This is a genomic window from Caballeronia sp. LZ028, assembly GCF_031451415.1.
Classification (GTDB): Bacteria; Pseudomonadota; Gammaproteobacteria; order Burkholderiales; family Burkholderiaceae; genus Caballeronia; species Caballeronia zhejiangensis.
This window is the reverse complement of record NZ_JARUXN010000004.1, coordinates 1,198,399-1,212,321: the sequence shown is the minus strand read 5'-3', so window position 1 is coordinate 1,212,321 and position 13,923 is coordinate 1,198,399. Positions and strand designations below refer to the sequence as shown.

13 protein-coding genes are annotated in these 13,923 nt (G+C 64.9%); 12 read left to right on the top strand and 1 reads right to left on the bottom strand.

The genetic code is table 11. From position 1 onward, the window contains the following. The 5 genes from QCE58_RS28350 to QCE58_RS28330 all read left to right on the top strand — a co-directional run. On the top strand, positions 1 to 188 hold a 188-nt coding region (locus QCE58_RS28350), incomplete at its 5' end, for a hypothetical protein (RefSeq protein WP_309780507.1). Positions 189 to 209: 21 nt separating this feature from the next. After that, the gene (locus QCE58_RS28345) at positions 210 to 983 is read left to right on the top strand and encodes a hypothetical protein (RefSeq protein WP_250521802.1); all 774 of its coding nucleotides are present in this window, start codon (positions 210 to 212) and stop codon (positions 981 to 983) included. Between the two features lie 13 nt (positions 984 to 996). Continuing rightward, a complete protein-coding gene (locus QCE58_RS28340) occupies positions 997 to 2,037 on the top strand; it encodes a LacI family DNA-binding transcriptional regulator (RefSeq protein ID WP_250436091.1) in 1,041 nt (346 codons plus the stop codon). Between the two features lie 104 nt (positions 2,038 to 2,141). Beyond that, on the top strand, positions 2,142 to 3,926 hold the full coding sequence (locus QCE58_RS28335) for an IlvD/Edd family dehydratase (protein ID WP_250521801.1): 1,785 nt from the start codon (positions 2,142 to 2,144) through the stop codon (positions 3,924 to 3,926). A 10-nt stretch (positions 3,927 to 3,936) separates the two neighbouring features. After that, entirely contained in the window at positions 3,937 to 4,704 is a 768-nt protein-coding gene (locus QCE58_RS28330; RefSeq protein ID WP_008352779.1) for an SDR family NAD(P)-dependent oxidoreductase, read from the top strand. A gap of 27 nt (positions 4,705 to 4,731) precedes the next feature. Here the strand turns inward: QCE58_RS28330 and QCE58_RS28325 are convergent, their stop codons facing one another. Further along, positions 4,732 to 5,001: a hypothetical protein gene (locus tag QCE58_RS28325; RefSeq protein ID WP_239294385.1), complete on the bottom strand. Its 270-nt coding sequence runs from the start codon at positions 4,999 to 5,001 to the stop codon at positions 4,732 to 4,734. A 330-nt stretch (positions 5,002 to 5,331) separates the two neighbouring features. Here QCE58_RS28325 and QCE58_RS28320 point away from each other — a divergent pair, with 330 nt between their 5' ends. From QCE58_RS28320 to QCE58_RS28290, 7 genes are all read left to right on the top strand, one after another. Beyond that, complete coding sequence (locus tag QCE58_RS28320) at positions 5,332 to 6,507, top strand: MBL fold metallo-hydrolase (protein ID WP_250521800.1); 1,176 nt, start codon at positions 5,332 to 5,334, stop codon at positions 6,505 to 6,507. A 110-nt stretch (positions 6,508 to 6,617) separates the two neighbouring features. Further along, complete coding sequence (locus tag QCE58_RS28315) at positions 6,618 to 8,243, top strand: methyl-accepting chemotaxis protein (protein WP_250458043.1); 1,626 nt, start codon at positions 6,618 to 6,620, stop codon at positions 8,241 to 8,243. Positions 8,244 to 8,255: 12 nt separating this feature from the next. Further along, entirely contained in the window at positions 8,256 to 8,726 is a 471-nt protein-coding gene (locus QCE58_RS28310) for a chemotaxis protein CheW (RefSeq protein ID WP_250503117.1), read from the top strand. Next, the gene (locus QCE58_RS28305; protein WP_250521799.1) at positions 8,723 to 10,015 is read left to right on the top strand and encodes a protein-glutamate O-methyltransferase CheR; all 1,293 of its coding nucleotides are present in this window, start codon (positions 8,723 to 8,725) and stop codon (positions 10,013 to 10,015) included. Before QCE58_RS28310 ends, QCE58_RS28305 begins: the two co-directional genes overlap by 4 nt. Continuing rightward, a complete protein-coding gene (locus QCE58_RS28300; RefSeq protein ID WP_250521798.1) occupies positions 10,012 to 10,707 on the top strand; it encodes a chemotaxis protein CheW in 696 nt (231 codons plus the stop codon). The genes QCE58_RS28305 and QCE58_RS28300 overlap by 4 nt, the downstream gene beginning before the upstream one ends. Continuing rightward, the gene (locus QCE58_RS28295) at positions 10,704 to 12,929 is read left to right on the top strand and encodes a hybrid sensor histidine kinase/response regulator (protein WP_250521797.1); all 2,226 of its coding nucleotides are present in this window, start codon (positions 10,704 to 10,706) and stop codon (positions 12,927 to 12,929) included. The genes QCE58_RS28300 and QCE58_RS28295 overlap by 4 nt, the downstream gene beginning before the upstream one ends. Beyond that, positions 12,926 to 13,909 (top strand): chemotaxis response regulator protein-glutamate methylesterase, encoded by a 984-nt coding sequence (locus tag QCE58_RS28290; protein ID WP_175979552.1) that lies wholly within the window; start codon positions 12,926 to 12,928, stop codon positions 13,907 to 13,909. The genes QCE58_RS28295 and QCE58_RS28290 overlap by 4 nt, the downstream gene beginning before the upstream one ends. Positions 13,910 to 13,923: the final 14 nt, after the last annotated feature.

Here is a 13,923-nt window from a genome sequence, read left to right as displayed (position 1 = left end):
CGTTCGATCCACTCGAAGGGCAGATGCTCGGCCAACCGTCGCAGATCGGCCGGCTCCTGTGCTTCGATCAGGTACGTGAGGTGGTTGGCAAGCATCGCACCGAGAAGTTAACAGCCCGGCGCTCCGTTTACAACCACTTCTCGCTCCACAAACAAAAATGCCGTTCAGCGCTAACTGAACGGCATTAACCCCAAAAAGGTGGGGTTTTTGTGTTTGAAGCGCGGCATTTGCATCAACGAAGTCTGTTCCGGTGCCGTTCCAACTCCGATGCGCTGCTTCAGTCGGTAGAATGGCATCGAAAGGTTGTACCCATCATGCCGACCCATCCCGGAGCGCATATGAGAACGAGCCTGTTGATTGCCGCCGTCAGCGCGACGCTGCTTTTTGCGGCGTGCGGCAAGAAGAACGATGCAAGCGAGTCCAGCCTCGGCGACGCGATTTCCGCCGACATGAAAACGAATCGCGGCTTGCTATGCCTGAATCGCAGCGGCCGCGGCCCCTACGCATTCCCATCGGCCTATAGCATTCGGGACCTCAACGAATATTCGGCTGCCGCGCTGCGCGAACAGCTCGCTGCGCTCGAAAAGAGCGGGCTCATCGCGCGAGCGGCCCCGACATCCGCGAACGCTAACGCCAAACAGAACGGCCTCGCGTACAGCCTTACGGGCGAAGGGCAAAAGTACGCGGTCGAAACCAACCGGCCCGCCGGCGATCCGAACGCGACGAGCGATCCGCGCGCCTGGATGCTTTGTTACGCGCACGTCAAGCTGGACAAGGTCGTGAGCTGGACCGAGCCCGATCCCACCGCTCACCGTTCCGACGTTACCTACACCTACAAGCTGGAGAGCGTGGCTCCGTGGGCCGACGATCGCGACATCAAGCGCGCTTTCCCGGAGGTAACCGCCTCAGACCGCGAAGCAGGCGAGACGAAGCTGCATGTCATCCTGGAACAGCGTGAAGACGGCTGGGTCCGCGTCGACTGAGGACCATCGCCGCATGTCCGAGCAAGACTTCGATCCTTCCGCCGGCCCGCCGCGCATGTCCGACGTCGCGCGTCTCGCCGGCGTGTCGAAGATGACCGTATCGCGCGTGCTCGCCGGACATAGCGTTGCGTTGGCGACGCGCGAACGCGTGCAGCAAGCTATCGACGAACTCGGCTACGTCGCCGATGCCGCTGCCGGCGCGTTGTCGTCCGGCCGTTCGGAATTCGTTGCCGTGCTGGTGCCGTCGCTTGCGAGCTCGAATTTCTCCGACACGGTGCGCGGTCTTTCCGCGTCGCTCGAACCGCACGGCCTGCAATTGCTGATCGGCGACACGGACTACCATCTGGATCGCGAGGAACGGCTCGTGCGCTCGATGCTGCGTCATCAGCCGCGCTGCATCGCGTTGACGGGCTCGCGTCACACCGAAGCGACGCGCACGCTGTTGCGCCGCTCGGGCGTTCCTGTCGTGGAGATGTGGGATTCGCCTTCCGATCCGATCGATGCCGCCGTCGGTTTTTCCAACGTCAGCGCCGCGCGCGCAATGGTGCGGTATCTGGCGGACGCAGGCTACCAACGCATCGGCTTCCTGGGCGGGGCGAGCGAGCTCGACCGTCGCGGTCTCGATCGTCTGAAAGGCTTTCGTGCGCAGATGAAGGCGCTCGGCCTCGACGATCGACGCATCATCCGTCTCGGCGATTCGCCCATCACGATGAGTCACGGCGGCCCGGCGATGGCCGCACTGCTCGAAGCATGGCCCGACACGCAGGCCGTGATGTGCGTGAGCGACATGTCCGCGTTCGGCGCGATAATGGAATGTCACCGGCGCGGCCTCACCGTACCGGACGATATCGCCGTCGCGGGCTTCGGCAATTTCGAGGTTGCCGCATGCTGCACGCCATCGATCACGACGGTTTCCGTCGACGCATACGGCATCGGCCTGCGCACCGGAGAGACCTTGCTCGCGGCGCTCGAAGCGCGCGATCAGGGCGTTGCTGCACCGCCGGCCAAGCGCGTGCGCGTGGCCTATTCCGTGATAGCGCGCGAAAGCGCTTAAGCCGAAGCAGTAACGCGATTGCGTGCTAACATTGTTCGTGATGTTACCGGTAACACCACTATGAACACAGCGTCGAACGACTGTGAATGATGGAGAGACACCTCATGCCCCAACAGAATCCCAAGCGCCTGCGCAGCCAGGAGTGGTTCGACGATCCCTCGCACGCCGACATGACCGCGCTATACGTCGAGCGCTTCATGAATTACGGCCTGACGCGCGAGGAATTGCAATCGGGCCGCCCGATCATCGGCATTGCGCAGACCGGCAGCGATCTCGCGCCTTGCAACCGCCATCACATCGAACTGGCCGCGCGCACGAAGGCGGGCATTCGCGATGCCGGCGGCATCCCGATGGAGTTCCCCGTGCATCCGCTCGCGGAGCAGAGCAGGCGTCCGACCGCCGCGCTGGATCGCAATCTCGCATATCTCGGTCTCGTCGAAATCCTGCACGGCTTTCCGCTCGATGGCGTCGTGCTCACCACCGGATGCGACAAGACCACGCCCGCATGTCTGATGGCGGCCGCCACCGTCGACATGCCCGCGATCGTCCTCTCGGGCGGTCCGATGCTCGATGGCTGGTACGAAGGCAAGCGGGTCGGTTCGGGCACGGTGATCTGGCACGCGCGCAATCTGCTCGCGGCGGGCGAGATCGATTACGAAGGCTTCATGCGCCTGACGACCGCATCGTCGCCGTCGATCGGACATTGCAACACGATGGGCACCGCGCTCTCGATGAACAGTCTCGCCGAAGCACTCGGCATGTCCTTGCCGACGTGCGCGAGCATTCCCGCCGCGTATCGCGAGCGCGGACAGATGGCGTATGCCACGGGCAAGCGCATCGTCGACATGGTGCGTGACGAGTTGAGGCCGTCGAAGATCATGACGCGCGAGGCGTTCATTAACGCGATCGTCGTTGCATCCGCGTTGGGTGCATCGACGAATTGCCCGCCGCACTTGATCGCGATCGCGCGGCACATGGGCATCGAACTGAGTCTCGACGACTGGCAGCGCCACGGCGAGCAAGTGCCGCTCATCGTGAACTGCATGCCCGCGGGTGAGTATCTCGGCGAGAGTTTTCATCGCTCGGGCGGAGTGCCTGCGGTCCTTAGGCAACTCGACGAGGCCGGACTCATCGCGCGCGATTGTCTGACGGTGTCGGGCCGCACGATCGGCGAGATCGCGAGCGATGCGCCCGCCGCCGACAACGAGGTCATCCGCACGGCGGACGATCCGCTGAAACACGGCGCGGGTTTCATGGTCCTGTCGGGCAATTTCTTCGATAGCGCCATCATGAAGATGTCGGTCGTCGGCGATGCGTTCAGAAAGACCTATCTGAGCGAGCCGGGCGCGGAGAACACGTTCGAAGCGCGCGCGATCGTCTTCGACGGTCCCGAGGATTACCACGCGCGCATCAACGATCCGTCGCTCGAGATCGACGAGCACTGCATTCTCGTGATTCGCGGTTGCGGCACTGTCGCTTATCCCGGCAGTGCGGAGGTCGTGAACATGGCGCCGCCCGCCGAGCTCATCAAGCGCGGCATCGATTCGCTGCCCTGCATGGGCGACGGCCGGCAAAGCGGCACGTCCGCGAGTCCGTCGATTCTGAACATGTCGCCGGAAGCGGCAATCGGCGGCGGTCTTGCGATGCTGCGCACGAACGACCGGATTCGCGTCGATCTGAACGCCCGCAGCGTGAACGTGCTGCTCGACGAAGCCGAACTCGAAAGCCGTCGCGCGCAATCGTCGTTCGCCGCGCCGGTTGCGCAGACGCCGTGGCAGGAGTTGTATCGGCAGACGGTCGGACAGTTGTCGACGGGAGGATGCCTCGAACCGGCGACGCTGTATCTGAAGGTCATCGAAACGCGCGGCAATCCGCGTCATTCACATTGAGCGAGCCGCCATGTCCTACGCCATCTATCCGAGTCTTGCGGGCAAGCGTGTTGTCGTGACGGGCGGCGGCAGCGGCATCGGCGCGGCGATCGTCGAGGCGTTCGCGAAGCAGGGCGCGCGCGTGTTTTTCATCGATGTCGCCGAGGCCGATTCGCGTCAACTCGAACAGACGCTCGCGAGCGAGCAGCATGCGCCGAAGTTCCTTCGTTGCGATTTGCGCGATGCCGGCGCGATCGAGCAAGCCTTCGACGCCATTGCGAGCGAAGCCGGTTCCATCGACGTGCTGATCAACAATGCCGCGAGCGACGACCGCCATCATTGGGACGATGTGAGCGCTGCGTACTGGGACGAGCGCATGGCCGTGAATCTGCGGCATCAGTTCTTCTGCGCGCAGGCGGCCGCGAAGCGCATGCGCGCGCAGAAGCAAGGCGCGATCGTGAACATGGGCTCGATCTCATGGCATCTCGCGCTGCCCGATCTCACGCTTTACATGACCGCGAAAGCCGCGATCGAAGGGCTCACGCGCGGCCTTGCGCGCGAACTCGGCGAGCATGGCATTCGCGTGAACACGGTGATTCCCGGCGCGGTGCGTACGCCGCGCCAGATGAAGTTGTGGCAGTCGCCGGAGAGCGAGGCGCAGCTGCTTGCGCAGCAATGTCTGCATGAGCGGATCGACCCGGAACACATCGCGCGCATGGTGCTGTTCCTCGCATCCGACGATGCGGCGCGCTGCACCGCGCGCGACTATTACGTCGATGCCGGATGGTTCGGCACCTGACGCGTCGCCCGATGCGTTACCTGATGGCTACGTCACGCGCACGTCGCGACGCCGCACCACTTTCGGCGTTGGCTTGACCGTCGGCATCGTGCCGCTTTCGATGTAGTGCTGCACGGCGTCGGCGGCTTCGTGGTAGTCGCGTTCATCGAGCCAATGCCAGACCGCAGCCAGAAAGAGGCCGAGCCCCGCGTTTCCACAATGGGCGATGACTTCAGTAATGCCCTCCGCGAGCGCTTCGTCGCGGCCTTCGGGCCGCATCGCGCTCGCGATGTGCGATGCCGCGCGGGACACCAGCATGGCGTGCATCGTATGCAATTGCGGGTTGAACGTGTTTGTTGCGTTTCTTCTTTGACTGCCACTCATGACGCCCCCGTCTCTGGCACCGGCCTGCTGCGTGCTGGGATGCGATGTCCGCATCGAAAAAGCAGCACGCGCCGCGATTGGATTTCGAAAACGCCTTGTTTCGGCGCTGGGGCAGTTGAACGCAAGAAGCGGGCCGACTCCGGCTTAGAGCGATGAATTATCTAGCCCGGCCTTGCGGGACGAGGCGCAACGCAATTTTCCGATGATCGGACCAGAGCGCGCACAGCGTGCTCTCCATGCATTCCGTACAATCGACTGCCCGCGATGCGCGCACTGCGTCAAAACATGCATGTCTTCTTCGCTTTTTGCTCCGATGTGTTCGCGCGACGTCCTCATGTCGCGTTGTGCGCGCTCGCGTTGCTCGCGGGTTGCGCGTCAGGCACGCCGGCGCGCAGCCAGGAAGCTGCATCGCGCGAGCCGCAGCCGCTGCATCACGCAAAACGCACTTCGTCGGGCTACGAGAACAACTACGGAACCTTGCCGCGCGAATCGTTCCTGAAGTGGCGCTGGGAGCGCTTCAAGCAAGGCTTGCCGAAGCCGCCGGCGAACGGCTATCACTTTCCGATGGCGCATCCCGACATCGCGTGGCTCAAGGCCAACCGCACCGCCGACACGCTCACCTGGATCGGTCATGCAAGCGCGCTCGTGCAGATCGACGGCGTGAACATCCTCACCGATCCGGTGTTCTCGGAACGCGCGTCGCCGTTCTCGTTCATCGGCCCGAAGCGCAAGACGCCGCCCGGCCTTACGCTCGACGAGCTGCCGCATATCGACATCGTGCTGATCTCGCACAATCACTACGATCACCTCGACAAGCCGAGCGTCGAAGCGCTCAACGGTCAGGCGGGCGGGCCGCCGCGCTTTCTCGTGCCGCTCGGCATCGAACAGTGGATGAACGATATCGGCATAACGAATGTGGAAGAGCTCGATTGGAGCGACGAAACGCACGCGGCCGGCCTCGATATCTGGTTCGTGCCGAGCCAGCACTGGTCCGCACGCACGCCATTCGATCGCGCGGAAACGCTGTGGGGCGGCTGGGTGGTGAAAACGCCGGCAGGCGCGGCGCGTCCGTATTCGTTTTACTTCGCGGGCGATACGGGCTACTCGCCGGACTTCCGCGATATCGCCGCGCGTTTCGGCGGCTTCGATCTCGCGCTCATTCCGATCGGCGCGTACGATCCGCGCTGGTTCATGCAGGCGCAGCACGTCGATCCCGAAGAAGCCGTGCGCATCTTCCAGGACGTGCATGCGAAAAAGGCGATCGGCATTCACTGGGGTTCGTTCGAGCTGACCGACGAACCGCTCGACGAGCCGCCGCGCCGTCTGGCCGAAGCCGTGCGCCGCGCCGGCCTGCCCGCGGACGCGTTCACCGTGCTGAAACACGGTGAAATGATTCATCTCGACACACCGGATTCAAGCGCAGCCACAATCGGCCGTTAACACGGTGTGGCAGCGCGTCTTTCACGCGCGGAAATCCATCTGCATCTGCGACGCCTCGCGTTTCTCGCGCGGCGCGCGGTCGTCCTTTTCCAGTTATAGGGCTCAAACGCGTGAAGCAACTGTCCATCCGGCATCGCATTCTGGCGAGCTTCGGCATCATCCTTACCCTGATGCTCGTCATGGCCGCATTGTCATACACGCTGCTCGGCGGAATCGATCGCGAAGCAAAGAGCCTCGAAGACGATTCGATGATCGGCTTCTCGGTCTCCAACGACCTGCGCGCGGCCTGGATCGAGAACTACACGCTGACGCAGCGGCTCGTCTTCATCGACCGCGACGAAGAGCAGATACGCCGCGACACGCAGCATCTCGCCGAAACGCGGGCGAGCATCGACAAGCTGCTGGAAACGTACGCGCCGACCATCTTCGAAGAAGACGACCGTCGCCTCTTCAACGAATTCAAGCGCCAGCGCGACCTCTACCTTCCGGTACAGGATCAGACGCTGCGAGAGCTCGCGAGTGCGAAGGACGCGGCCGTCGCGACCTTCAATACGCGTCTCACGCCGGCGTGGGAAGCGGGTCAGGCCGCGACGCGCGCGCTCGTCGAGCATAACGAAGTCTTCAACGCGAAATCGGTGCAAAGCATTCGCGGCTCGGTGCAGAAATCGGAAACGACGCTCATCGTCATCATGGTCGTGGCGATCGGGGCGGCGGCGGTGCTCGGCTTCATGCTGATGAAGGCGCTGACGGTGCCGATGCTGCGCATGGTCGACGTCGTCGACAAGATGCGTACCGGCGATCTCACGCAGCGCCTCGCGCTCGCGCGCCGCGACGAGTTCGGCACGCTGGAGGCGGGCTTCAACCGCATGACCGATGAACTCACGGGCCTCGTCGGCCAGGCGCAGAAATCGGCCGTGCAGGTGACGACGTCGGTATCGGAGATCGCCGCGACCGCGCGCGAGCAGCAGGCCACGGCGAGCGAAACGGCCGCGACGACGACGGAAATCGGCGCGACGTCGCGGGAAATTTTCGCGACCGCGCGCGATCTCGTCCGCACGATGAACGAAGTCTCGGGCGTGGCGGAGCAATCGGCGGCGCTCGCGGGCACCGGTCAGGCGGGGCTTACGCGCATGGAGGAAACCATGCGCCTCGTGATGGAAGCGGCAGGCTCGGTGAACGGCAAGCTCGCGATCCTCAACGAGAAGGCGGGCAACATCAATCAGGTCGTCGCGACCATCACGAAAGTTGCGGATCAAACCAATCTGCTTTCGTTGAACGCGGCGATCGAAGCGGAAAAGGCGGGCGAGTACGGGCGCGGCTTCGCGGTGGTCGCGACGGAAATCCGCCGCCTCGCCGATCAGACGGCGGTCGCGACGTTCGACATCGAGCAGATGGTGAAGGAGATTCAATCGGCGGTCGCGGCGGGCGTGATGGGCATGGACAAGTTCTCGGAGGAAGTGCGCCGCGGCATGCTCGACGTGCAGCAGGTAGGCGGACAGCTTTCGCAGATCATCCATCAGGTGCAGACGCTCGCGCCGCGCTTCTCGATGATCAACGAAGGCATGCAGACGCAGGCGACCGGCGCGGACCAGATTTCGCAGGCGCTCTCGCAACTCTCCGAGGCCGCGCAACAGACGGCCGAGTCGCTGCGCCAGTCGTCGCAGGCAATCGACGATCTCACGCACGTCGCGAACGGTCTGCGCACGGGTGTGTCGCGCTTCAGAATCGCCGCTTAAAGGCGCGCCGCGATGCTCTTCGTCCAGTTCACGCTCGACGCCGACCGCTATCTTCTCGACAGCGCGCAGGTCGAGCGCATGCTGCCGCTCGCGCCGCTGAAGACGCTGCCGGGCGCGCCCGCATGGGTCGCGGGCGTGCTCGACTACGAAGGCGCCAACGTGCCCGTCATCGATCTCGCGGCGCTCGCGCTCGCGCGTGCCTCGCACGAGAGAGTGTCGACGCGGCTCGCGCTCGTCGCGTATCCGCGTTGCGGCGACGACGGCGCGATAAAGCATCATCGGCTCGGTCTTCTGCTCGAACAGGCGACGCGCACCGTCACCTTCGATGCCGCTTCGTTCACCGATGCGGGCATCGACACGCCGCACGCGCGCTATCTCGGTCCGCTCGCGCGTGACGAGCGAGGCCTGCTGCAATGGGTTCGCATCGAGCATCTGTTGCCCGATGACGTGCAGACGCTGCTCTTCGCCGGGAGCGAAGCATGAGCGCGCTGCCGAGCGCCTTCGCGGACGAAGCATGCGGCGTCGGCCGCTTCATCGAGCTGTTGCATCGCACGATCGGCCTCGATGCCGAATCGATCGGCGCGAACGCCGTATCGCGCGCGGTGCGCGAACGCTTCCACCTGTGGCGCGACGAGCAAGGCGGCACGCTCGACGATTACTATCGCGCGGTGATGCAGGACGGCGCGCGCATGCAGGAGTTGATCGAAGCGGTGGTCGTGCCGGAGACGTGGTTCTTCCGCGATCCCGAAGCGTTCGCCGCCCTCGCGCGACTTGCGCGCGTGCGTCTGCATGAACGGCCCGCGAAGCCGCTGCGCGTGCTGAGCGCGCCGTGCTCGACCGGCGAGGAAGCCTATACCGTCGCGATGGCGCTGATCGAAGCGGGCATCGCTGCGGAGCGCTTCACCATCGACGCGATCGACGTGAGCGAACGCGCGCTCGCTATTGCGCGCCGCGCGCATTACGGGCGCAACGCGTTTCGCGGACGCGCGCTCGGTTTTCGCGACCGTCATTTCCGCGCGACCGATGGCGGCTGGCAGCTCGATCCCGCCGTCGCACAGAGCGTGCGCTTCTCGCAAGCGAATCTGCTGCAACTCGATACGCATGCGTTCGAGCGCTTCGATTTCATTCTGTGCCGCAACGTGCTGATCTATTTCGATCGCGATACGCAGCGCGCTGTTCTGCGCGTGCTCGATGGCTTGCTCGCAGAAGGCGGCACGCTGTTCGTCGGTCCGGCGGAGACGGGTCTTCTGATGCGCGAGGGCATGAGTTCCGCGAACATTCCGCTCGCCTTCGCGTTCAATCGGCCCGAGCGCGAGCGCGCGAACGTGTTCGATGGTGCATGGCCGAGTCCGCAGATCATCGCGAAGCCGATGAAGCCCGCGTTCGTGTTGCCCGCATGGGCGAGTGCGCCGACCGTCGTTCGTGCGATGCCGGTTGCGAAGCCGCACGCGGAACCGGCGCCGCCGGCAAGTCTTGCGCACGCGCGTCAACTCGCCGATGCCGGCCAGCTCGACACCGCTGCGAATGCCGCGCACGCGTATCTCGACGCGCATCCATCGAACGCGGATGCGTACTATCTGCTTGGCGTGATCGCCGATGCGCGTGGCGAGCATCAGGCATCGCGCGGGCATTATCGTCGTGCGTTGTATCTCGATCCCGCGCATCGCGAGGCGCTCACGCATCTCGCCGCGTGTCTCTCGCTCGACGGCGATGAAAGCGGCGCGCGTCTGCTGCTCGCGCGTGCGCAACGCGTCACGGAGCGCGCGCGATGAACGCACGCGACATCGGCGTCACGAACGATATCGACGATTGCTGGAACCGCATCGGCGTGCGCGGCGATGCGTCATGCCCGAAGCTCGAACGCTACGTGCATTGCCGCAATTGCCCGGTTCACGATGAAGCCGCAGCGCGCGTGCTGGATCGCGTGGAAGCGCGTACGTCGATCGTCGCTTCGGCGGTCGTCGAACGAGGCGACAAGCAAACCGATACGCTCTCATGTCTCGTGTTTCGCATCGGCGGCGAATGGCTCGGCTTGCCGACGAACCTCTGCGCGCAAGTGGCGCAATTGCGCCCGGTGCATTCGCTGCCGCATCGGCGCAATCGCGCGGTGCTGGGCGTCGTGAACGTGCGCGGCAGATTGATCGTGTGCGCTTCGCTGGCGCGGCTGTTCGGCATCGAAGCGGACGAAAGCGCTGCAAAAAAGGTATCGCTCGATGCCCGCGAACTCGGGCGTCTCATCGTCATGCAGTGCGGCAATGGCGATCACGAAGGACCGATCGCTTTTCCCGTCGATGCCGTCGACGGCGTGCATCGCTTCACGCAGGCGCAGCTTCAGCCGGTGCCCGCGACGCTCGCGCAGCGCCTGTCGTCGAACGCGCATGCGGTGGCCGCGTTCAGGCACGCGACCGTCGGCCTGCTCGACGCCGATCGACTCATCGACAGCCTGAACCGGAGTCTCACATGACGAGCATCGATGCGGGACGTTCGTCGCTGCTCGACCTCTTTCAGGAAGAAGCGCGCGGGCAGGCGCAGATTCTTTCCGATGGCCTCATCGCGCTCGAACGTGCGCCGCGCGATCCCGTCACGCTCGAAGCGAGCATGCGCGCCGCGCATTCGCTGAAGGGCGCGGCGCGTGTCGTTGGCGTGCCGGTCGGCGTGACGCTCGCGCATGTGATGGAAGATTGTTTCGTCGCAGCGCAGGAAGGGCGCATCGTGCTCGATGCGGGTTACATCGACATGCTGTTGCGCGGTGTCGATCTGATCGTGCAGATCGGCGAGGCGCGCGATATCGATGCACAGACCGCGCTCGAATGCGAAGTCGATGCGTTCGTGGATGGCCTCAGCGCGCATATGGAAGGCGCAACATCCCAACGCGAACTTACACCGACGAAACCGTCCGAGCCAATTCCGGCACCATCGCGCACGAACGAAGCTCGCATGTTGCGCATGCGCGCGGACACGCTCGATCGCCTGCTGAGTCATTCGGGCGAATCGCTCGTCGAATCGCGCTGGCTGAAGCCGCTTTCGCAATCGATGCTGCGCGTGAAGCGCGTGCAGCACGATGCGAGCCGAGCGCTCGAACGCCTGCACGAATCGCTGACCGATTCGCACGCCGCGCAACTCGATGCACGCACACACGCCGCGCTCGACGAAGCGCGTCGTTTGACGGCGGAAGCGCATCGTCAGTTGAGCGAGCGTCTGGCTGAACTGGAAAACTACGACCGGCGTTCGACGCATCTCGCCCAGCAGATCTACGACGAAGCGCTCGCGTGCCGCATGCGTCCCTTCGTCGATGCAACGGGCGGCTTCGCGCGCATGGTGCGCGATGTCGCGCGCGGACTCGGCCGCGACGTGCGTCTCGTCATCGCGGGCGAATCGACGCAGGTCGATCGCGACATTCTCGATCTGCTCGACGCGCCGCTCGGGCATCTATTGCGCAACGCGGTCGATCACGGCATCGAGCCGCCCTCATTGCGCCGCGCGCTCGGCAAGCCCGAAACCGGCACGATCACGCTCGAAGCGCGCCATAGCGCGGGCTCGCTTTTCATCAGCGTGTCCGACGACGGCGCGGGCGTCGATCTCGATGCGCTTCGCCGCGCGGTCGTGCGCAAGCGTCTCGCGAGCGAAGATACAGCCGCGCGCCTCACCGAAGCGGAACTGCTCGAGTTTCTCTTGCTGCCCGGCTTTTCGATGCGCGATGCCGTCACCGATGTATCCGGCCGCGGCGTCGGCCTCGATGCGGTGCAGGACATCGTGCGGCAAGTGCGCGGCAGCGTGCGCGTGACGCAGGAAACGCATGTGGGCACGCGCATCGCGCTGCAATTGCCGCTGACGTTGTCGGTGATCCGCAGCCTGATCGTCGAAGTGGCGGGCGAGCCCTACGGACTGCCGCTCGCGCATGTCGCGCGCACGCTGGTGCTGCCCGCGAGCGCCATCGACATGCTCGAAGGCCAGCAGCATTTTTCCTTCGACGGCAAGCGCATCGGCCTCGTCACCGCGCATCAGATTCTCGAAACCGCCGCGTTCGAAGCCGCGAGCGAAAGGCTCAACGTCGTCGTCATCGGACAAGGCGCGGCGAGTTACGGCATCGTCGTCGATCGCTTTCTCGGCGAGCGGATGCTCGTGGTGCAACCGCTCGACAAGCGCCTCGGCAAGGTGCGCAACATCGCGGCGGGCGCGCTGATGGAGAACGGCGATCCGCTGCTCATCGCCGATCTCGACGACTGGCTGCGTTCCGTCGAGAAGCTCGTCGGCAGCGGCGAGCTCGGGCGCGTCGGTGCCGGCGCTTCGCGTGCACGCGTGGCGAGCGCGAAGCGCGTGCTCGTCGTCGACGATTCGCTCACCGTGCGCGAACTCGAACGCAAGCTGCTCGCGTCGCGCGGCTACGACGTGTCCGTCGCGGTCGATGGCATGGACGGCTGGAACGCGGTGCGCGGCGCGGACTTCGATCTCGTCATCACCGATATCGACATGCCGCGGCTCGATGGCATCGAGCTCGTCACGCTCGTCAAGCGCGATGCGCAACTCGCCGCCCTGCCGGTGATGATCGTGTCGTACAAGGATCGCGCGGAAGATCGTCAGCGCGGCCTCGACGCGGGCGCGGACTATTACCTCGCGAAAGGCAGCTTTCACGATCAGGCGTTGATCGATGCCGTGCGCGATCTCATCGGCGAGGCGAAGACATGAAGATCGGCATCGTCAACGATGTTGCACTCGCGGTGGAAGCGTTGCGTCGCGCGCTCGCGTCGCGGCCCGACTTCGACATCGCGTGGATCGCGCACGACGGCCAGCAGGCGATCGACTATTGCGCGGCGCACACGCCCGATGTCGTGCTGATGGATCTCGTGATGCCGAATGTCGATGGCGTGCAGGCGTCGCGGACCATCATGGCGCGTTCGCCGTGCGCGATTCTCGTCGTCACGGTCGATGTCGGCGCGAACGCATGGCGCGTCTATGAAGCGATGGGCGCGGGCGCGCTCGATGCCGTCGATACGCCCGCGCTCGCCGGCGCCGATGCGCGTCGCGGTGCGGCGGCGCTGATCGCGAAGATCGATCAGATCGGCGCGCGGCTCGCATCGTCGAGCGTTTTGCCCGCCATGAAGAGCGGCGATCGTCTCGTCGCGATAGGCGCATCGGCGGGCGGACCGTCCGCGCTCGCGACACTGCTCGGCGCGTTGCCGAAGCATTTCGCGGCGGCGCTCGTCATCGTGCAGCACGTCGATCGCGCGTTCGCCGAAGGCATGGCGCAATGGCTCGATGCGCAATCGGCGCTGCCCGTGCGTATCGCGCGTGAAGGCGACAGGCCCGCGCCCGGCGAAGTGCTGCTCGCCGCGACCAACGATCATCTGCATTTCGCCGACGCCACGCGCCTAGGCTACACCGCGCATCCGGAGCAATTGCCGTATCGCCCGTCCGTCGACGTGTTCTTTCAGAGCGTGACCGAGCGCTGGACCGGACGCGCGGTCGGCGTGCTGCTGACCGGCATGGGCCGCGACGGCGCGATCGGACTGAAGGCGATGCGCGCGAAGGGTTATCACACCATCGCGCAGGACGAGGCGACGAGCGCGGTGTACGGCATGCCGAAGGCGGCGGCCGCGCTCAACGCGGCGGCGTCGATACTGCCGCTGCCGCGCATCGCGGATGCGATCGCCAAGGCGTTCGACTGAGCTCAGCGAAGCAC

What these genes read in the sequence shown, in the direction of transcription:
- QCE58_RS28340 (WP_250436091.1), top strand. Translation starts at nt 997, where the DNA reads ATGTCCGAGCAAGACTTCGATCCTTCCGCCGGCCCGCCGCGCATGTCC.
- QCE58_RS28325 (WP_239294385.1), bottom strand. Translation starts at nt 5,001, where the DNA reads ATGCTGGTGTCCCGCGCGGCATCGCACATCGCGAGCGCGATGCGGCCC.
- QCE58_RS28295 (WP_250521797.1), top strand. Translation starts at nt 10,704, where the DNA reads ATGACGAGCATCGATGCGGGACGTTCGTCGCTGCTCGACCTCTTTCAG.
- QCE58_RS28300 (WP_250521798.1), top strand. Translation starts at nt 10,012, where the DNA reads ATGAACGCACGCGACATCGGCGTCACGAACGATATCGACGATTGCTGG.
- QCE58_RS28290 (WP_175979552.1), top strand. Translation starts at nt 12,926, where the DNA reads ATGAAGATCGGCATCGTCAACGATGTTGCACTCGCGGTGGAAGCGTTG.
- QCE58_RS28310 (WP_250503117.1), top strand. Translation starts at nt 8,256, where the DNA reads ATGCTCTTCGTCCAGTTCACGCTCGACGCCGACCGCTATCTTCTCGAC.
- QCE58_RS28305 (WP_250521799.1), top strand. Translation starts at nt 8,723, where the DNA reads ATGAGCGCGCTGCCGAGCGCCTTCGCGGACGAAGCATGCGGCGTCGGC.
- QCE58_RS28330 (WP_008352779.1), top strand. Translation starts at nt 3,937, where the DNA reads ATGTCCTACGCCATCTATCCGAGTCTTGCGGGCAAGCGTGTTGTCGTG.
- QCE58_RS28335 (WP_250521801.1), top strand. Translation starts at nt 2,142, where the DNA reads ATGCCCCAACAGAATCCCAAGCGCCTGCGCAGCCAGGAGTGGTTCGAC.
- QCE58_RS28320 (WP_250521800.1), top strand. Translation starts at nt 5,332, where the DNA reads ATGCGCGCACTGCGTCAAAACATGCATGTCTTCTTCGCTTTTTGCTCC.